Source organism: Aeromonas sp. TS_SC_11, assembly GCF_057318915.1.
Genome location: NZ_CM170470.1, coordinates 2,373,707 through 2,393,277, shown reverse-complemented (window position 1 = coordinate 2,393,277; position 19,571 = coordinate 2,373,707). Strand labels below are relative to the sequence as shown.

At 60.6% G+C, this 19,571-nt stretch carries 14 protein-coding genes and 2 tRNA genes; 10 read left to right on the top strand and 6 right to left on the bottom strand.

Annotated features, from left to right (window positions below; all coding sequences use genetic code 11):
* Window positions 1-16 precede the first annotated feature (16 nt).
* From AC1P02_RS11285 to AC1P02_RS11270, 4 genes are all read right to left on the bottom strand, one after another.
* Window positions 17-1,390 carry an HD-GYP domain-containing protein gene (locus AC1P02_RS11285; RefSeq protein WP_485185404.1) on the bottom strand — a complete coding sequence of 458 codons (1,374 nt, stop codon included), beginning with the start codon at window positions 1,388-1,390 and terminating at the stop codon, window positions 17-19.
* Window positions 1,391-1,468: 78 nt separating this feature from the next.
* A complete protein-coding gene (locus AC1P02_RS11280) occupies window positions 1,469-2,764 on the bottom strand; it encodes a methyl-accepting chemotaxis protein (RefSeq protein WP_408113718.1) in 1,296 nt (431 codons plus the stop codon).
* Between the two features lie 263 nt (window positions 2,765-3,027).
* Window positions 3,028-3,492 carry a GNAT family N-acetyltransferase gene (locus tag AC1P02_RS11275; protein ID WP_485185403.1) on the bottom strand — a complete coding sequence of 155 codons (465 nt, stop codon included), beginning with the start codon at window positions 3,490-3,492 and terminating at the stop codon, window positions 3,028-3,030.
* 343 nt (window positions 3,493-3,835) lie between these two features.
* Window positions 3,836-4,036, bottom strand: coding sequence for a YbfA family protein (locus AC1P02_RS11270; RefSeq protein ID WP_021139055.1), 201 nt, complete (start codon window positions 4,034-4,036; stop codon window positions 3,836-3,838).
* A 214-nt stretch (window positions 4,037-4,250) separates the two neighbouring features.
* Here AC1P02_RS11270 and AC1P02_RS11265 point away from each other — a divergent pair, with 214 nt between their 5' ends.
* Complete coding sequence (locus AC1P02_RS11265) at window positions 4,251-4,544, top strand: hypothetical protein (RefSeq protein WP_485185402.1); 294 nt, start codon at window positions 4,251-4,253, stop codon at window positions 4,542-4,544.
* 66 nt (window positions 4,545-4,610) lie between these two features.
* Here AC1P02_RS11265 and AC1P02_RS11260 read toward each other — a convergent pair.
* Window positions 4,611-4,684, bottom strand: a tRNA-Cys gene (locus tag AC1P02_RS11260).
* A gap of 56 nt (window positions 4,685-4,740) precedes the next feature.
* Window positions 4,741-4,816 (bottom strand) — tRNA-Gly (locus tag AC1P02_RS11255).
* Window positions 4,817-5,064: 248 nt separating this feature from the next.
* Between AC1P02_RS11255 and AC1P02_RS11250 the strand changes: the two genes are divergently transcribed.
* The 9 genes from AC1P02_RS11250 to AC1P02_RS11210 all read left to right on the top strand — a co-directional run bounded on the left by AC1P02_RS11250 (window position 5,065) and on the right by AC1P02_RS11210 (window position 19,490).
* The gene (locus AC1P02_RS11250) at window positions 5,065-8,502 is read left to right on the top strand and encodes an ATP-binding protein (protein WP_485185401.1); all 3,438 of its coding nucleotides are present in this window, start codon (window positions 5,065-5,067) and stop codon (window positions 8,500-8,502) included.
* A gap of 413 nt (window positions 8,503-8,915) precedes the next feature.
* A complete protein-coding gene (locus tag AC1P02_RS11245) occupies window positions 8,916-10,601 on the top strand; it encodes an ABC transporter substrate-binding protein (RefSeq protein WP_087756235.1) in 1,686 nt (561 codons plus the stop codon).
* 117 nt (window positions 10,602-10,718) lie between these two features.
* Entirely contained in the window at window positions 10,719-11,702 is a 984-nt protein-coding gene (locus AC1P02_RS11240) for an ABC transporter permease (RefSeq protein WP_021139059.1), read from the top strand.
* 1 nt (window position 11,703) lies between these two features.
* Window positions 11,704-12,612 carry an ABC transporter permease gene (locus tag AC1P02_RS11235; RefSeq protein WP_212540034.1) on the top strand — a complete coding sequence of 303 codons (909 nt, stop codon included), beginning with the start codon at window positions 11,704-11,706 and terminating at the stop codon, window positions 12,610-12,612.
* Window positions 12,609-13,628 (top strand): ABC transporter ATP-binding protein, encoded by a 1,020-nt coding sequence (locus AC1P02_RS11230; RefSeq protein WP_059112083.1) that lies wholly within the window; start codon window positions 12,609-12,611, stop codon window positions 13,626-13,628. The genes AC1P02_RS11235 and AC1P02_RS11230 overlap by 4 nt, the downstream gene beginning before the upstream one ends.
* An 11-nt stretch (window positions 13,629-13,639) precedes the next feature.
* On the top strand, window positions 13,640-14,632 hold the full coding sequence (locus AC1P02_RS11225) for an ABC transporter ATP-binding protein (protein WP_021139062.1): 993 nt from the start codon (window positions 13,640-13,642) through the stop codon (window positions 14,630-14,632).
* 114 nt (window positions 14,633-14,746) lie between these two features.
* Complete coding sequence (locus AC1P02_RS11220) at window positions 14,747-16,486, top strand: glycoside hydrolase family 9 protein (RefSeq protein ID WP_429179590.1); 1,740 nt, start codon at window positions 14,747-14,749, stop codon at window positions 16,484-16,486.
* 105 nt (window positions 16,487-16,591) lie between these two features.
* On the top strand, window positions 16,592-17,464 hold the full coding sequence (locus tag AC1P02_RS11215; protein ID WP_429179591.1) for a glucosamine kinase nucleotide-binding domain-containing protein: 873 nt from the start codon (window positions 16,592-16,594) through the stop codon (window positions 17,462-17,464).
* 160 nt (window positions 17,465-17,624) lie between these two features.
* On the top strand, window positions 17,625-19,490 hold the full coding sequence (locus AC1P02_RS11210) for a beta-N-acetylhexosaminidase (protein ID WP_429179592.1): 1,866 nt from the start codon (window positions 17,625-17,627) through the stop codon (window positions 19,488-19,490).
* The last annotated feature ends 81 nt before the right edge of the window (window positions 19,491-19,571 follow it).

Below are 19,571 nucleotides of genomic sequence, written 5' to 3'. Positions count from 1 at the left end.
GGTCAGGGCAACGGACTTAACTGGCATCCGCCAGCGGCTGCTCGGCCGTGAGGTAAATGGAAAAATCCTTGATCCCCGCCTCCAGCGCAGCAAAACAGTCGGGGTCTATGGCAGATCCCAGTTGCTCGGCCATCATCTCCAGCGCCTGGGGCACGGGAATGGCACCACGATAGGGACGCTTGGCGGTGATGGCATCGAAGATGTCGGCCGTGGTGATGATGCGGGTCTCAAGGGCAATCTCCTCCGCCTTGAGTCCCTTGGGATAGCCCTTGCCGTCGAGCCGCTCATGATGGGCCCCCGCCACCTGGGCCAGCTCCTTGAAGGCTCCGATCCGGCTCAGGATCTCTTCTGTGTAGGCGGCATGCATCTGCACCGCCACCCACTCATCGGCATCAAGCTTGCCCGGTTTGTCGAGGATGGCGTTGCTCACCCCAAGCTTGCCCACATCGTGCAGCAGGGCACCACGCTTGAGCCAGCGCCGCCGTGGCTCCGGGATCCCCATCTGGGTGGCGAGGATATCGGTATAGAGTGCCACCCGGCCGCTGTGACCGGCTGTGTAGGGGCTCTTGGAGTCCACCACCTGACCAAAAGCGGCGGCAATCTCATCCAGATAATCTTCATCGAGCGCCACTTCCCCCTGCCCGGCCGGATGGATAAATACCCACTCAGCAAGCTGGGGATCCGCCAGCCCTTGCCAGAAGGGCTCATCGGCAATGGCTTCAAACTGCCTGACCAGCTCGGGATCAAACCAGCTGCCGCTGCGCTCGCGCACCTCTTTGAGCGCCGCTTCCGGCCCTGCTGCGGCATGAAACACATCCACCACCTGACAGAGCAGGGCGATGCGGGAGAAGAGCGGGATCGCCTCACCGGCCAGCTGCAGCGGCCGCCCCTTGCCATTCCAGTGCTCGTCAAGAGAGAGGATGCCACCGGCCACCTCGTCACTGAAGCGCAGCTGGCGAGCGATATCGGCGCCACGGTGACAGCGGGTCTGGATCAGCTCGTTGGCAATCTGATCGCCGTTGCGAAAGATGTGGAACAGGCTGCGAAAGCGCCCCAGCAGATCCGCCTGCAGGCCGGTGTGGCCCAGCACGAAGTTGACCACCTCGGAGAGGGAGCCATCCACCAGCTTGAAGTCGCGTTTGAAGTGCAGATCGTCGGTGAGATAGAGCTCGCAAATGCGGGCCGCATTGCTGCTGCAACCGAGATCCTTGAGCAAGAGGGTGTAATAGAGGTCGTGACGCTGCCCGGCATTGAGGCCAAGCTGCTCCCCCAGCCGGGAACCCATCCAGCAACAGCGGATGCAGTGCCCTCTGGGTTGCCCCTCAGTCATGTCGAGGGCATGACTGAGGGAACCTATCAATTCAGATAATCGCAGACCGCTGAAGGTCATGAGCTGCTCCATTAGCTATAACGGCGATCTTGCCTGCAGGAAATACTATACCCATTCAGGCCAGAACGAATCCCGATGTCAGATGGACAGACTGGATACGGTCGCCGAGACATTGTTGGCTTCCTGCCGGATCTCGACCATCACCTCATTGACCTTGTCGACCTGTTGCTTGCCCAGCTCGGCGCTGCTGGCCACTCTGGCCATGTCGTCCGTCACCCTGGCCGTCAGCTCCCGGTTCTTCTGCACCACCTTGGCTATCTCGTCGGTAGAGAGGGAAGTGCGAGCGGCGAGCTGGCGCACTTCATCGGCCACCACGGCAAACCCGCGCCCCTGATCGCCGGCGCGAGCCGCTTCGATGGCCGCATTGAGCGCCAGCAGGTTGGTCTGGTCGGCGATGCTGCTGATGGTAGAGACGATGGCTTCGATACTCTTGGATTGCTCGTTGAGCTGGTTGACCAGCTGTATGGTCTTGTCTACCTGCTCACTGACAAGGGAGGATGTCTCCACCACGGAACGCAGCAGATCAGCGCCCTGCTCCGCACTGCGCAATGTCTCCTGCGCCGTGGCATGAGCCACCTGGGCGGCATCCCGAATGGCATGACTCTTGGTCACCCGCTCGGTAATGTCAGTGGCCAGCTTGATCACCTTGGTCACCTTGCCGCTCTCGTCCCTGACCGGGTTGTAAGTGGCTTCCAGCCAGATGGCATCACCGTGGCTGTTGCGACGCAGAAAAAGCCCTGACTTGAACTGGCCCTGGGCCAGCTCTTCCCAGAAACGGGGCTGTTCGCGATAGAAGGCATCATCACAGAACATCCTGTGGTTATGCCCCTTGATCTGGGACAGGCTGTACCCCATGCAACTCAGGAAATTGGCATTGGCGGTCACTATCTCCCCCGTCGGGGTGAACTCTATCATGGCGAGGGAGCGATCAAGCGCCTTGGAAACGGCCTCCTGACTCAGCAGGCGCTGGTGATGCTCGGTCACATCGCTGGCGATCTTGATCACCTGGGTCACTCGCCCCTGTTGCTTCACCGGGAAGTAGCTCGCCTCCAGCCAGAGCGCCTCGCCCCGCTTGTTGATGCGCGGAAAAATGCCGGATTGGACCCTGCCTTGTTGTAGCTGGGTCCAGAGTTGCTGGTAATCAGACGACTGAGACAGTGCCTTGCTGCAAAACATTCTGTGATGCTGACCCTGGAGTTCAGCTGCGCTGTATCCCATCAGGTTCAAGAAAGGCTCATTGGCCTCCAGAATACCGCCATCCGGAGTGAAGATGATGGTCGCCACCCCGCCTTTGACGGCATCGACAAAACCCTGCAGCTCACCGACTTGCATCTGGCAGGCCAGCAGTTGTGCCTTCAGCTTGTTATTGAACATGGATGTCATACCTCTGTACTGACGATGTGGGAACTCGCAAACGACACCCGCCATCAATGTGGGCGAGTACGAGCATGATGAGGCTGATCATAGTTGAGCGAAATCGCCGGATCAGACTTTGACCGACGTTTTACTGCCGGCGCTCGCCCGGTTATCTTCTTGCCATCCATAAAAAGAGACACAACGTAGAGAGCAGGCGCGCTTGCGCTGGACGCTTGGTACGAATATCTGCCCGTGTTGGATCAGTTTCGCATCGCTCGGAGTCACACCGCTGGTTGCCACTCCAGATAGGCCGAATTGGCCACAAAACCCATTCGTTCATACAGGGGACGCCCCTGCTCACTGGCATGCAGCCACACCTTGCCCAGTTGTTCGGCACGGGCATGGGCCACCATGGCATCGAGCAGGGCGCTGGCCATGCCCTGCTTGCGGTATGCCGGCAGTGTATACATGTTGAGCAGATAGGCCTCCCGCCCTGACAGGTTGCCGGGATAGGGCGGCCGCACAAACAGGGCCAGGGTGCCACTCGCCACCACTTCTCCCCTGACCTCCGCCACCCAGGAGCGCGCACTGCCATCAGCCTGCCCCGCACTGAAATAGGCACTGGTCGCCTGCCAGAGATCCAGGTCGGCCAGCGGATCGGCCAACTCCCCCACCTCGCAAAACAGCCCCATGCGCAAACTCACCAAGGCGGGAATATCGGCCATATCTGCCTGACGAATAATCATCGCGTCTCCTTCAGTCTCATCAGTGCTTCATAGATGAAGAGGCACACCCGCAGGCCCCCTTGTGGATGGGACAGTGTGCACACAAATAGGCCCGCCTTGGCAAGGCATGCGGCCTTCTCGCCAGATCCCCCATACCCTGGACGGCCGGGATCCACAGCACCCGGCGCCACGACTGGCGATCCCAAAGGCCTTGTCAGATAAAGTGTGCAAGATATGGGGTCCACTTCACGAGAGGGATGACCAGATGATGAAGGAGGCCGATGCCAACAAATCCTGTTATTTCAGTCTCTTGATGACAATAAAAAAAGAGAGCCGAAGCTCTCTTTTTTGTCTGAAATCGAATTTAGTAGAAGATCCGCTCACCACGCTCGCTCATCTTGAGCCATACCGGCTTGGTACTGGTTTTGCTCCAGATACGATGCAAGTAGCTGTAGAAGCGGGCACGATCGCTGCGAAACAGCATAACGGGGAAGGCCAGAATACCCACCAGCAACGCATAGATGCGACGAAGAATTATCTGAGTCAGAGAAAAGGGATGAAACATGATAGCACTCCTTACTGGTAAGACCACTGAACAAAGATTACTCCACAAACTGTAGGATTACTACACCAATAACGCCATTTTTTCGCAAAAAAATCCACAAAAGGCCATATGGTGAAATCCAATTACATTAATTAACTTACAAGTAACAAAAACTGGCAAAGGGATGTGCGTCGACCAGATTTAATAGGTTGGCAGTCAGGAGGGAGCTTGTGCGATGAAACCTGCGGAAATGGCGGTCTTGGGAGTACTGGGCCTCTTGCTCTGGTCGGAATGGCAGGATTGGCAACTCAATCAAGGCGACAGCATCACCCTGGCCTATCAGGGCGTGCCCACCGTCAGCCTGTGGCAGTGCGGTCTGCTGAAACAAAAGATGGCGGATCTGACCGAACATTCGGCCGCAGTGCAATTTCAATTCCGGGGGAAGGATCTGGTGGAGGTCAATCGCTATCTGGAACGGGAGTGGCAACAGCAGGGCTGTGAACAGTTACTGGCTCAGCAGGGATATTGAGAAACAGAAAAGCACACCTATGGTGTGTGATATTTATCGCTGGAATGGCATTGAACCGTAAGGATATGGAGGCACGTTCCGGAGTCGAACCGGACTAAACGGATTTGCAATCCGCTGCATAACCGCTTTGCTAACGCGCCATGCTGACAAGGCTGCTGCCTTGAAAGTGATACCCATAGTTGGTGCTATGAGAAATTGGAGCGGGAAACGAGACTCGAACTCGCGACCCCGACCTTGGCAAGGTCGTGCTCTACCAACTGAGCTATTCCCGCCTGACTGCCGTGTGCCAGTTACCTGACAACGAGGCGCATTATACGTACCCCGAGCGCGGGCACAACCCTTTTTTCGCACTTTTAGCCCTTGCCCGTACTGTTTGCTCAGGGTTTAGACGGCTTGACCAAAAAAACCACATCAGGCTGTGACCCCACAGGCGAATTTAAGATAAAGTCATTGAAATGATTAGTCTTTAGTCAGAGACTTGTGCCGCTTAGTAACTGGATTCTCAATTGAAAATCACACGATGAAATGGATCTTCAAGCCTCGTGGGCTCAGGCCGCAGCTAATGCTGGCTTTTTTCATGTTGGGTCTGGTGCCCTTCCTGGTCGTCACCCTGTTCTTCCTCTACAGCCATGGCAAAGATCTCACCACCCAGACTTCCAACCACCTGGTTTCCGTTCGCAACATCAAGAAGAGCCAGCTGGAGGATTACTTCGGCAACCTTAAAGAACAGATCATCAACTTCTCCCAGCAGGATTTTGCCGGCAACAGTATAGGTCGCTTCTACGGCTTTACCGGTGCGTTCGAGAAGCTCGGCACCACGCCGCAGGAGGCCCGCGCACGCGCCCAGGCACGCTACGTTCCCGGCTCCTGGGACAAGCTGCAAAAACCCGAGCCCAAAGTCGAGATCGAACCGGCCATCAGCGCCCTGATCCTGGCAGACGAGATGTATGGCCGGGTGCACCAGCGCTTTCATCGCGGCTATGCCGACATGGTGCGCAAATCCAATTACAGCGACATCTTCCTCATCGATCTCAACGGCGACGTTGTCTATTCAGTCACCAAGCGCCCCAACTTTGCCACCAACCTGCTCTCCGGCCCCTATCAAGCAAGCGGCCTTGGCAGCACCTTCTCCAAGATCAAGCGCCGCCTCGACGGCGGTCAGAAACCGCAGCAGATCTTCGAATTCACCGACTTTGGCCGCAACGAGCTGACCGGCCAGGTGGTCGCCTACATGGCCGCCCCCGTCATGCAGTACGACTATGTGCGCGGCGTGGTGATCTTCGAGTTGCTGCCGGACAAGCTCAACCAGATCATGGCCGAGCGGGAGGGCCTGGGAGAAACTGGCGAGACCATCCTCATAGGGCCGGACAAGCGGATGCGTGCCAATGCCTGGCTGGCGCCGGAATTCAGCGTGGAGAACAGCTTCAGCCCCAATTTCAGGCCCTTGCAGACCCCATTGGTGGTCAAGGCCCTCTCCGGTGAACAGGGTGTCGGGCTGTTTCGTTCCTATCACGATGACGATGTGCTGGCCGCCTACACCCAGGTGAAGGTGTTCGACACCGAGTGGGCCTTCATCGCCGAGATCTCCACCAGTGAGGCCTATCGCCCCATCCGTCAGCTGGAGACGCTGGTGATCCTGCTGGGAGCCGGATCCTTGCTGCTGCTGATCCTGTTTTCCCGCTGGCTCTCCCACTCCATCACGGCCCCGTTGCGATCCCTCACCGCCGCCGCCGAGCAGGTGGCCGATGGCGCCCTGGATCACCCCATCACTATCCCTCGCACCGACGATGACATAGACAGGCTGGCTCAGGCGTTTCGCCACATGCAGCGCTCGGTGAAAGACAAGATTGAGCTTATCGAGCGCCAGACCCAGGAGCTGCAACAGCAGGTCAAACTGACCCACAAGCAGAACCTCAGTCTGCAACAGGCGGACAAGCTCAAAGATGAGCTGCTGGCCAACACCTCCCACGAGCTGCGCACTCCCATCCATGGCATCAAGGGGATGGCGGAGTCCATGCTCGCCAGCCAGCAGGACTTGACCGAGGGGCAGCAAAATCAGCTCGGCCTCATCATCAAGAGCGCCGACGGTCTGGCCCGGCTGGTGGACGACCTGCTCGACTACCATCAGATGCGCTACGGCCAGCTGGAGATCCATTCCCAGCCAGTCGCCTCCAAGGGGGTCATACGGCTGGTGCTGGATCTCTGTCAGCACCTGGTGCAGGCCAAGCCCCTCACTCTGGTGGACATAAGCCCGGCCGAACTGCCGCCGGTACTGGCCGACGAGCAGCGCCTCGAACAGGTGCTCTACAACCTGGTGGGCAACGCCATCAAGTACACGCCCCAGGGCAAGGTGGTGCTGAGCGCCCTGGTGGAGGGCAACTTCCTGCGCATCAAGGTGACCGACACCGGCATCGGGATTGCCAAAGAGCATCTGGAGCACATCTTCGAACCACTGGTGCAGATGAGCCCGGAAGTGAGCAAACAGGGTGCCGGCCTCGGCCTCTCCATCACCCGCCAGCTGGTACACCTGATGGGAGGCGAGCTCTTCGTGGAGAGCGAGCCGAGCGTCGGTTCCACCTTCGCCTTCACCCTGCCGCTCGCCAGCGGCAAGGCGGGCAACCTGACCCTAGACAGCCGCCAGATTGAACACCAGCTGGTGCGCCAGCAGCCGCTCATCTTGCCGGACTGGGAGAGCGATGATCTGCCGCCTCCGCCCCATGATGCGCCTCTCATACTGGTGGTGGATGACGAGCCCATCAATCTGCATATCCTGCGCCATCTGCTGCAACCCTGCGGTTATCGCATCCTGCCCAGCAGCGATGGCCACGACGCCCTGGCCAAGCTGGCCCAGGAGCCGGTCGACCTGATCCTGCTCGATGTCATGATGCCGACCCTCTCGGGTTTTGACGTCTGCCGCCGCCTGCGCGAGCAGCACCCGAAAGACAAGCTGCCGGTGCTGCTGCTCACTGCCCTCAACCAGCCAAAGGATATAGAAGAGGGATTCAACGCCGGGGCCAACGATTACCTGGTCAAACCTTTCTGCAAGGAGGAGCTGTTTGCCCGGGTCAAGGCCCTGCTGGAAGCGAGTGCGGGCCGCGCTTCCCTGGTGGAGAACCGCCTGCTCAAGCAGGAGATAGAACATCGCCTCACCCTGCAGGAGCAACTGCATCAGGATCAGGAGCGGCTGCTGGCGCTGCTTGGGGAAGGGGCCGATCCGATTGTCTTCATCGATGAGCAAGGCACTGTGCTGTTTGCCTCCCGGGTGCTGGCCCGCTTGCTGGGTCAGGAGCCGGAAGCCATGGAGGGCCAGCCTCTGGATGAGTGGCTGGCCCTCCCGCTGGCAATCCAGTGGCCTGACCTGAAAGCGCAGCAGGAACAGCGACTGGCGTTTCTGGTGGCAGGCCAGCAGGACGAGCTCAATGCCCGTGCCCTCTCCATCAGCCTGGGGGGGCAGGCCGCCTTCGCCCTCACCCTCAGCACTGAGCTGCGCCAGGACGAGAACCGGGTGATGGCTCTGGAAAATGCCCTCAAGAGCCTGTCACGTCAGGCCATTATAGAGGATGGTCAGCTGCTGGGTGAACTGAGCCGACTGGGGGGAGAATTCCGTTCACTGGCCGACGATCTCATTCGCCAACAGGATGACGAACCCCTGCGCCGGGCCCTGGTGGATACCATGCGTCTCACCCTGGATGCCTGGCAGCAGAGCACCGGCAAGGGCAAGATAGTGCTGGCGGAGAAGAGCAAGCTTTGGCGCGTCTACATGGACAGATCCAGCCCCCAGACCCGTACCCTCGATAAATACCTGAGCCTGGATACTCTGCCCAAGGCACCGCGCTGGAAGACGGTCGTCGCCACCGCCGAGTATGTGCTCGCCCACAGTCCGCTGAGCGATCCCCTACGCCAGCAGTTGCATCACAGCGCCCAGACCCTGCGTCAACTCGCCAACCGCAAATCCTGATCCCCCCCGAACTGCGCCCTGGCTCACACTTGCCGGGGCGGTTTTTTTTTGTGCAGAATTAAGCGGGTAAAACGCGTCAAAACAAGAGCCGATCCAATTCACACAATTGTCATGAATGGCCTGCAGACAGGGACTTATTACGCCAAAGCAAATAACATAACTTCATGATTTAAAATGGGTTAAAAACCATTTTGACGATATTGACGTCGGGGCTGTGATTTTTACGATATCGACGAACGGAACAGTTGTTGTTTTCCTGTTAACTCTGCTTTGCTAGGGACGTTGGAAAACAGAACGACAAAGGTTAGACACCTGACCAACACAGAGGGCCGACCTCCCCAGCATGCGAAGTCGGTGCTCACACAAAACAAGGCGAACCCTCGGGAATGCCAAAAAATAAGAAAGGACATAATATGCTTGCCAAAGTATCCAAAATCTCTACTGCTGTACTGCTGGGAACCATGATGCTTGCCGGGGCCGCCGGCAATGTCATGGCTGCTGAAAACAAGACTGTGCTGACCCTGGTCGCACAACAGGAGACCGCCTGGGTCAAAAACTTCAACCCCTTCCTGCAAGCGGGTTTGCTCCATACTACTCGTCACTTCATCTATGAACCTCTGGTGATCTTCAACGATATGCAGGGTGGCAAACCCGTCTATCGTCTGGCCACTCACTATGCGTTCAGCGATGACCTGAAATCCGTCACCTTCGATCTGCGTGAAGGGGTCAAGTGGTCCGACGGGGAAGGTTTTGATGCGGATGACATCCTCTTCTCCTTCAATCTGGTGAAAGCCAACAAGGCGCTGGATGAGCGCTCTATCTGGACCCAGATCAAGAACATAGAGAAACTAGGTCCCTACAAGATCAAGTTCGATCTGACCGACGTCAATACCAACGTGGTGAATGACCTGGTGCTGGTGCCCATAGTCCCCGAGCACCAGTGGAAGTCGGTAAAAGACCCGGTCGCCTTCACCAACGACAAACCGGTCGGTACCGGTCCCTTCACCGAGGTGGACAACTTCTCCGCCCAGCTCTACACCCAGTGCCGCAACCCGCACTACTGGGATAACGCCAACCTCGCCATCGACTGCCTGCGCATGCCGCAGATGGCCACCAACGACCAGGTGCTGGCCGCCGTGATGAAGGGTGACGTTGACTGGTTCGGCTCCTTCGTACCGGACATAGAGCGCCTCTACGTTGGCAACGATCCGAAAAACAACAAGTACTGGTTCCCGGCCTCCGGCACAGTGGCGTTCAACGTCAACTTCCAGACCAAGAACCCGGGCAACCACGAAGCCTTCAACGACATCACTTTCCGCCGCGCCTTCTCCATGGCGATGGACCGTCAGGCCATGGTGGATATCGCCGGTTACGGCTACCCGACCGTCAACGAGTACCCCTCAGGGCTCGGCAAAGCCTTCGACTCCTGGAACAACCCGGAAGTCGACAAGAAGTACGGCAAATTCAACAAGTTCGACTTGGAAGGCGCCAAGGCCATGCTGAAAGAGGCGGGCTACAAGGACTGTGACGGCGACAAGTTCCTCGACACCCCGAGCTGCAAGAAGATCGAGTTCAAGGTGCTGGTACCGAACGGCTGGACCGACTGGGTCAATACCGCCCAGATCGGGGTCGAAGGCTTGCAGGCCCTGGGTCTGAACGCCAAAACCGCCACCCCGGAAGCCACCGTCTGGACCGAAAACCTGATCACCGGTGACTTCGACGTCGCCCTGCAGGGTTACTTTGCCGGTGCCAACCCGCACAAGTACTTCGAGACAGCCTTCCACTCCCGCAACATGGGTGAGCGTGGCAACCGCTTTGCGGCGCCCCGTTACAAGGACCCGGCCCTCGACCAGCTGATCGATGACTTCACCCAGACCGCCGATGCGGCCAAGCAGAAGGCCATCATGTTCGAGATCCAGGACAAGGTCGGTGCCAATCAGACCATCATCCCTGTGTTCAACAACCCGACCTGGTACGAATACAGCACCAAGCGCTTCAATGGCTGGTTCAGTGCCGACAACCCGGTCGCCAAGCCGCAGGTTCACCCGGACACCCCGGAACGTCTGCTGCACGTGTTGTCACTCAAGCCAAACAGCTAACCACCCCGGCCCCCTGCGGGGGGCCATTCTCCCCGCCATGTCTTCCATCCCCCTGATTGTTCGGGGTTGGGGGAGCTTTGCCCGGCGCGGGGCAGGCTTGCAGTAAAAGGGTTCACCATGGGATTTATACTGAGACGTTTCTCCTTCTATCTGGTCGCCTTTCTGGTGGCCGCCACCATCAACTTCCTGCTACCCAGAGCCATGCCGGGGGATCCTGTCTCCGTCATGTTTGCCCGGGCTGGCGCCATGATGGAACCCGCCGCGCTGGAGGCCCTCAAGGCCACCTTCGGTTTCGTGGACGGCCCCATCAGCACCCAATTTCTCACCTATGTGAAGAGTGTCTTCACCTGGGATCTCGGCACCTCGGTGCGCTACTACCCCCAACCCGTGGCCGACGTACTCGGACGTGCCATCGGCTGGACCCTGTTCCTGGTGGGTACCTCCACCATACTGAGCTTCTCCGTCGGATCCATCGTCGGCATCTTCGCCGCCTGGTATCGGGGAGGCGCCATGGACAGCATCCTCTCCCCGCTCACCCTGGTGATGCAGGCCATTCCGCCCGTGGTCATCTCCCTGCTCGCCCTCTTCCTGTTCGGGGTCAGTCTGGAGTGGTTGCCCATCGGCTATGCCTACAGCCCGGAGATAAAAGCCGATTTTGGCTGGGAGCACATCAAGAGCATCATGACCCACGCCATCATGCCGGTCGCCACCCTGGCCATGGTGCAGGTGGGGGGCTTCCTCATCACAATGCGCAACAACATGATTAACCTCTTGGGGGAGGATTACATCACCATGGCCAAGGCAAAGGGGCTCTCCAGCAACCGGGTCATTTTCAACTACGGTGCCCGCAACGCCATACTGCCGAGCGTGACGGCGCTCTCCATGGCGCTCGGTTTCGTCATCGGCGGCTCCCTCATCACAGAGGTGATCTTCAACTACCCTGGGCTGGGTCTGACTCTCTATCAGGGCATTCTGGCCCGCGACTACCCCCTCATTCAGGGGCAGCTGCTCATCATGACCATCACAATGCTCAGCTTCAACTTCCTGGCCGACGTGCTCTACGTCTTCCTGGATCCCCGTCTGCGTACAGGAGGCAAATAAGATGCGTATGCCGACTATTTTGAAAATCCTGCTGGGCAACAAGAAAGCCGCCTTCGGCCTCTTCATCGTGGTCAGCTTCGTGCTGATGGCACTGTTCGCCCCCCTGCTGGCCAGCAACGAGCCGACCAAGCGAGTCTCCCGTCCGCACCAGCCCCCCAGCGCCGAATACGTGATGGGCACCACCCGCATGGGCCACGATATCTGGTCCCAATTTGCCAACGGTGCCCGCATCTCCCTGATGGTGGGCTTCGGGGCCGGCATACTGGTGTGCGCCCTCGCCATCACGGTCGGCATCACGGCTGGCTACTTTGGCGGCGTGATCGACGAGTGCCTCACCTTCCTGATGAACGTGGTGCTGGTGATCCCCAACCTCCCCCTGCTACTGGTGCTCGCAAGCTTCATCGGGGAGGCGTCACCGACGGTGATCGCGCTCATCATAGGCTTTACCTCCTGGGCCTACGGCGCGCGCGTCATCCGGGCCCAGACCCTGGCCCTGCGGGAAAAAGAGTTCGTCATCGCCGCCGAAGTGCTGGGGGAGCCGGCCTGGCGCATCATTCTGGTGGAGATACTGCCGAACCTCATCTCCATCATAGGGGTGAGCTTCATCGGCTCCATCATCTACGCCATCGTCACCGAGGCGACCCTGGAGTTTCTGGGGCTCGGGGATCCGACCGTGGTCAGCTGGGGCATCATGCTCTACAACGCCCAGACCTCCAGTGCCATCCTGGTGGGTGCCTGGTGGGAGATCCTGGCCCCCTGCTTCGCCATCGCCACCCTGGGCGCAGGCCTGGCCCTGCTCAACTTCGCCATCGACGAGATAGCCAACCCTCAGCTGCGCTCCCACAAGGGTCTTCGCCGCTGGAAGCAGCTCGCCGTCCCCGTGGCATCACCACAGGAGAGGACAGCATGAACAAGCAACCCCTGCTGTCGGTACGCAACCTCTGCGTCGACTACATCACGGAGAGCGGCGACGTGCGCGCCGTCAACTCGGTCAGTTTTGACATAGCCCCGGGGGAGGTGTTCGGCCTCGCAGGCGAGTCCGGCTGCGGCAAGTCCACGGTCGCCTTCTCGGTGGCCCGGCTGCACAAGCCGCCCGCCTACATCAGCGGTGGCGAGATCCTGTTCAAGGGAGAGAACATTCTCCACTACAACGAGGAGCGGCTGCGCTCCTACCGCTGGCAACAGGTATCCGTGGTGTTCCAGTCCGCCATGAACGCCCTCAACCCGGTGCTGCGCATGGAGGAGCAGTTCTGCGACGTGCTGCTGGCCCACAATCCCGGCATGACCCGTTATGAGGCGATCAAGCGCGCCCAGGTGCTGCTGGAGATAGTCGACATCCATCCGAGCCGGCTCAAGGATTATCCGCACCAGTTCTCCGGCGGCATGCGCCAGCGGCTGGTGATCGCCATCGCCATGGCGCTCAACCCCGAGCTCTTGATCATGGATGAGCCGACCACGGCGCTCGATGTGGTGGTGCAGCGGGAGATACTGCAGAAGGTCTATGCCCTGAAAGAGCAGTTCAACTTCTCCATTCTGTTTATCACCCACGACCTCTCCTTGATGGTCGAATTCTGCGATCGCATCGGCATCATGTACGCCGGTGAGCTGATCGAGGTGGCGCCTTCCAAGGCGATCCTGACAGCTCCGCTGCACCCCTACACCAAAGGGCTCGGAAACTCGTTCCCGCCCCTGCACGGCCCGAAAACCGTGCTGGAAGGGATCCCCGGCACACCGCTCAACCTGCTGGAGGTGCCGGTCGGCTGCCGCTTCCAGGCCCGCTGTGGCAAGGTGCACGATCGCTGCCGCCAGGAGTACACCCGCTTGGTCGAGATCCGGCCGGGGCAACAAACCGCCTGCCACCTTTATGAAGCGCAGGATGAGCAACCGGATCCCGTTTTCTATCTGGACAAGGCCGCTGGCTGTTAAGGATGTCTGTCATGCAAATCGCCCAAACCGACGCGCCCATCATCGAAGTCCAGCACCTCTACAAGGACTTCCCCGTCAACTCCAATGCCATCAAGAGCGGCAAGATGCGGGCCCTCTCCGACATCACCTTCAACCTGCACCGGGGCCGCGCCCTTGCCGTGGTGGGGGAGTCGGGCTCCGGCAAGAGCACCATCGCCAAGATCATCGCCAAGATGTACAAGCTCTCCAGCGGCCGCATCCTCTATCGCGGACGGGATCTGGAGGAGTTCAACAAGGGCACGGCCCTGCTCGACTACCGCCAGAGCGTGCAGATGGTGTGGCAAGACCCGTTCGGTTCGCTCAACCCGACCCACACCATCTACCACCACATAGCCCGCCCCCTGCTGCTGCACAGCAAGGTGATCGACAAGAAAGATCTGCCCGAGATGGTCTATACCCTGCTGGAAAAAGTGGGACTGACCCCGGCCAAGGCCACGGCGGCCAAGTACCCGCACCAGCTCTCCGGCGGCCAGCGCCAGCGGGTCAACATAGCCCGCAACCTGGCGGTGGAGGCGGAGGTGGTGCTGGCGGACGAACCCACCTCCATGCTCGACGTCTCCATTCGCATCGGCATTCTCAACCTGATGGAGCAGATGAAAAACGAGCTGGGGGTCTCCATGCTCTACATCACCCACGACATCGCCACCGCACGCTATGTGGCGGAAGATCTGGCGGTGATGTACGTGGGTCATATGGTGGAGTGGGGCGAGGTGGACGAGATACTACACCACCCCCAACACCCCTACACCCAGCTGCTCATCTCGGCGGTGCCCGACCCCGAGAAGAGCATCCACGCCGCGCTGGAGGGGGGCCGCAAGGGGGAGATACCGCTCTGGACGCCGGACTCCTGTGGCTGCCCCTTCGCCGGGCGCTGCAACCAGGCGATGGCCCGCTGCAAGGATGAGCTGCCCCCCATCACCAAACTCGCCGACAACCACTTCGTGCGCTGCTATCTCTACGAGTGATGCTCGCCACTAACACGGCCGGACAAGCCAGTCCGGCCATGCCTCGATGCGGGGCCACCACGGCCCCGCTATGTGCCTCACCGCAATGGGGTGAACCACTGGAGCAATACCTTGATGGAACTCTTGATCAATCAGGTGGGTTACGAGTGCGACGGGCACAAGGTCGCCCTGCTGCAAACCTCCCCTGCCCATGATCTCGGCGGCTATGTCAGGCTGCAACGCTTAAGCGATGGCCAGACGCTGTTTGAAACCCAACTGCAAGCGGCCGGTGAAGTCCCTGGCTGGCAGGGCCGTGCCTACTGGCGCGCCGACTTCTCTGCATTCAAGGAGCCCGGCCACTACCGGCTGGAGGCGATCACGGCCCCCACAGGCGCAGCCGCCATGGAGCAGCGCATTGTCCGCTCAACCCGTTTTGCCATCGGCCAGGATCTGCTGGCCAGTCGCTGCCTCTCCGACGTCATCCACTACTTCAAGGGCCAGCGTGCCAGCGGCGCCTTCGATAGAGCCGATCGCAGCGCCCGCCTGTTTGGCACCGACCAGCACAAAGATGTGCACGGCGGCTGGTTCGACGCCAGTGGCGACATGAGCAAGTACTTGAGCCACCTCTCCTACGCCAACTACCTCAACCCCCAGCAGACCCCCATGGTGGTGTGGGCTCTGCTCAAGTGCCGGGAACTGCTGGCCCCGCGCCGCGACATAGACGGGGTGAACCTCTGCAAGCGGCTCAATGACGAGGCGCTGCACGGCGCCGATTTCCTCTGCCGGATGCAGGATGAGTCGGGCTTCTTCTTCATGACCCTGTTCGACAAGTGGAGCAAGGATCCCGCCCAGCGCGAGCTGTGCGCCTACGCCACCCAGCAGGGGATCAAATCCGCCAACTGGCAGGCCGGTTTCCGGCAAGGGGGCGGCATGGCCATCGCCGCCCTGGCCCGCGCCGCCCGCGACAGCGTCAGCGGCGACTTCGATGCCAGCCGCTACGCCGAGGCGGCCAGACGCGGCTACCAGCACCTGTGCGAGTACAACCTCGCCTATCTCGATGACGGGGTCGAAAACATCATCGACGACTACTGCGCCCTGCTGGCGGCGGTCGAGCTGACCAAGACCCTGGGCCATGAGTGGCTAAGAGAGGCGAGAGTGTGGGCCGGCAAGCTCTGTGCCCGCCAGCGCATCCATCCGGAGCTGGGTCACTATTGGTCAGCCAACGAGGATGGCTCGCGCCCCTACTACCACGCCGCCGAGGCAGGGTTGCCGGTGCTGGCGCTGCTGGAATATTTAGGCGTAGAGCCGGATCAGGGACGCAGGGCTCAGGTGCAAACCGTGGTGCAGCAGGCGCTGGCCGCCGAGCTGGCACTTTGCGCCCAAGCAGGCAACCCCTTCTCCCTCGCCCGCCAGTATGTAAAAGGGGTGGATGAAGCGCCTCGCGTCAGCTTCTTTATGCCCCACCACAACGAATCGGGTTACTGGTGGCAGGGGGAGAATGCCCGGCTGGCCTCCCTGGCCGCCATGGCCTTTGCCGCCGCCGAACAGCTCCCGCAGCAATCCGGGCAGCTGCTCGGCTTCGGCCAGCGCCAGCTCGACTGGATCCTGGGGCAGAACCCGTTCAACGTCTGCATGCTGGCGGGCCACGGCATCAACAACCCGGGCTACACAGCCGGTTATCCCAATGCCCTCGGCGGCATCTGCAACGGCATCACAGCAGGGTTCGATGACGAGGCGGATATCGCATTTATTCCTGAGCAGTACAAGGATCGGCTGGATCAGAACTGGCGCTGGGGGGAGCAGTGGATCCCGCACGCCGCCTGGTTTGCCCTGGCCATCACTTGGCAGAGCGTGCAGGGAGGTCGCCATGATTGAGAGCGGCTCGGACATCATTAGCACTGGGGGAGAGCAGTGGATCCTCCATACATTCCGCCTGGTTTGCCCTGGCCATCAGCTGGCAGAGCGCACCGGGAGGATAGCATGATTGAGTACTGGGTCGGCGTGGATGGCGGCGGCACCCACACCCGCGCCCGCATTCGGGACAAGGCGGGCAAGCTGCTGGGCGAGGGGCGCGCCGCCGGATCCAATCTGGAGCTCGGCATAGAGGTCGCCCACACCAACGTGCTGGCCGCCATCGAGCAGGCCAGAATTGAAGCCGGATTGGATGACGATTCACAGCAATGGATGGGGGTTGGTCTGGCACTGGCCTCCGCCGAGCTGGCGGAGTGCTATCACGCCATGCTCGAGATGCCCTTTCCCTTTGCCAGCGTCAGGCTCACCTCCGATGCCTTCGGTGCCTGCCTCGGTGCCTTTGGCGGCCAAGAGGGGGCCATCCTCATCGCCGGCACCGGCTCGGCCGGGCTCATCTATCGCAACGGTCAGCTGCACACCTGTTCCGGTCGCGGTTTTCCCATTTCGGATCTGGGCAGCGGTGCCTGGCTGGGGCTGCGCACTATCCAGCAATCCCTGCTCTGCCACGACGGCATCCTGCCCCCCAGTACGCTCGCCATCCGCTTGCTCGATCACTTCAAACGGGATCAGGCCGAAGTCGTGCGCTGGGCCGCCCGCGCCATTCCCGCCGACTACGGCCGCTTCGCCCCCTGGGTGTTCGATGCCGCCAGCGACGGCGACGAGCTCGCCTGCCAGCTGCTTGACGAGACCTGCGCCCAGCTGAATACCCTGCTGGAAGGGATGCAGCAGCTGGGAGCCAGCCAGATTGCCCTGCTCGGCGGCATCGGCATGCGCCTCGCTCCCCGGCTGGCGCACCTAAACCTGGTCAACCCCAAGGCCGATGCACTGGAGGGGGCCATACTGTTTGCCCAGTCGGAGTCGTTCCCATGTCTGCACTGCTGAGCCTTGTCCAATTTGATCTACCCGCCGGCGGGGACAGGATCCCCCTCTGCCCGCTCCGGGGAATACCCATGCCTGCACTTTGGATCCCTCCCCGGGTTGACCAGTACCACAAGGAGATGATCGCCCTGTTTGTTCCCTTAACTCCATCAGAGGAATTTTCATGTCTACACCCCTGATCCACACCCAGGTTGACCGACGCGATGGCGAGGACGTCTGGTTCCGCTTCAACCTGAGCCAGTTGCCGGCCGTCCCCTGGAAACTTCACTTCTGCCTGGCACGCCACATAGATCCCGCCTCCCTCGAAGGTGCCAGACTGGAGCGTCAGAGCGGCAGCTACAAGGTGCTGATCCCGGCCGAGGGGCAAAGCGAGCTGCGTTTTTGCTGTCGCAACACCCCCATCAAGCGATTGTCTGACATGCCGCAGGGCTTCTTCCTGAGCCTGCCCGAGGCGAACACGGGCCCCCAGCTGATGCCGGTCACCTTGGTGGAACAAGATCTGGGCCTGCCGCCAAGCGGGCCCGGCGCCCCGGATCTGCCCGAAGTCGAGCCCCTCGCCGGCATAGTGCCCCAGCCGGATCAGCTGGTGCTGCTGGAGGGCAACTTCCGGCTGGCGGAACGGGCTCATGTCAGCGGGCCCGGGTCGCTGACCGGCCTGCTGGCCCATTTCAACGAGCTGACAGGGCTGGCGCTGGAGCAGGATCATGATGCCGAGATCCGGCTGATCGAGGCCCCCCTGGCTGCCGAGGCCTATCGCCTTACCATCACGCCTGAGGGGGTGACCATAGCCGCGGCTGGCGAGGCTGGCTGGCGCCACGGCCTGACAAGCCTGGCCCAGTGGGCTCAGCAGCACGGGGAGAGCCTGCCCTGTATCGAGCTGGTCGATGCCCCCCGCTTCGGTTTTCGCGGCATCTTCCTCGACTGCGCCCGCCACTTTCACCCCGTCGCTAGCCTCAAGCGCCTGCTCAAGCTGATGAGCCTCTACAAGTTCAACCGCTTCCACTGGCATCTGACCGATGACGAGGGGTGGCGGCTCGAGATCAAGGCTTTCCCGCAGCTGACAGAGATCGCCGCCTGGCGCGGCCACGATCTGCCTGTGGGGCCCCAGCTCAGTGGCGGCCCCGAGCCCTATGGCGGCTACTATACCCAAAGCGAGGTACGCAAGCTGGTGGCTTATGCCAGCGGGCTCGGCATTACCGTCATCCCCGAGATCGACATCCCGGGCCACTGCCACGCCGCCATCAAGGCGCTGCCCGGGCTACTGATCGAGGAAGCGGATCGCTCCCGCTACCTGTCGGTGCAATATTTCGACGACAACGTGCTCAACCCGGCCCTGCCCGGCACCTATCAGTTCCTGGAGGCGGTAATTGACGAGGTGTGCGAGCTGTTCCCTGGCCCCTTGGTACACATGGGGGGGGACGAGGTACCGACCGGCGTATGGACCGACAGCCCGGCCTGCCAGCAGTTGATGCAACGGCAGGGATATCAGGATTGCCGCGAGCTGCAGGGCCACCTGCTGCGCCACTGCCAACAGTATCTGGCCAGCAAGGGCAAGCAGATGCTGGGTTGGGAGGAGATATTGCACGGCGACAAGGTAAGCCGGGATGCCACCATCTTCGCCTGGACCAGCTTCCAGGCAGGGCTGGATGCCGCGGCTGCGGGCTATCCCGTTGTGATGGCACCGGCCCAGCACCTCTATCTGGATCTGGCCTGGAGCCAGGATCCCCGCGAACCCGGCCTCTACTGGGCGGGCACCCTCAATCTGGAGCAGGTATATCGATGTGATCCTGCCCCGGCCGATTTCCATGCCAACGATAACATCCTGGGGGTGCTGAGCCCCTTATGGTCGGAACTGGTGACCTCTCGTGACCGTCTCGACTATATGTTGTTCCCGCGCATGCTGGCCACCGCCGAGGTGGCCTGGAGCGACGCCACCCGCAAGGCGTGGGATCACTTCGCCGCCCGCCTGCCGGGCCAGCTGCAGATCCTCGACCAGCTACAGGTGCGTTATCGGGTACCACAGAGGTAGTGTTATCTTTCTGTCTGGCGACCTTTGGGTCGCCTTTTTTTACCATCCACCAACAAAAAACCAACTTTCCCCTACCATTCA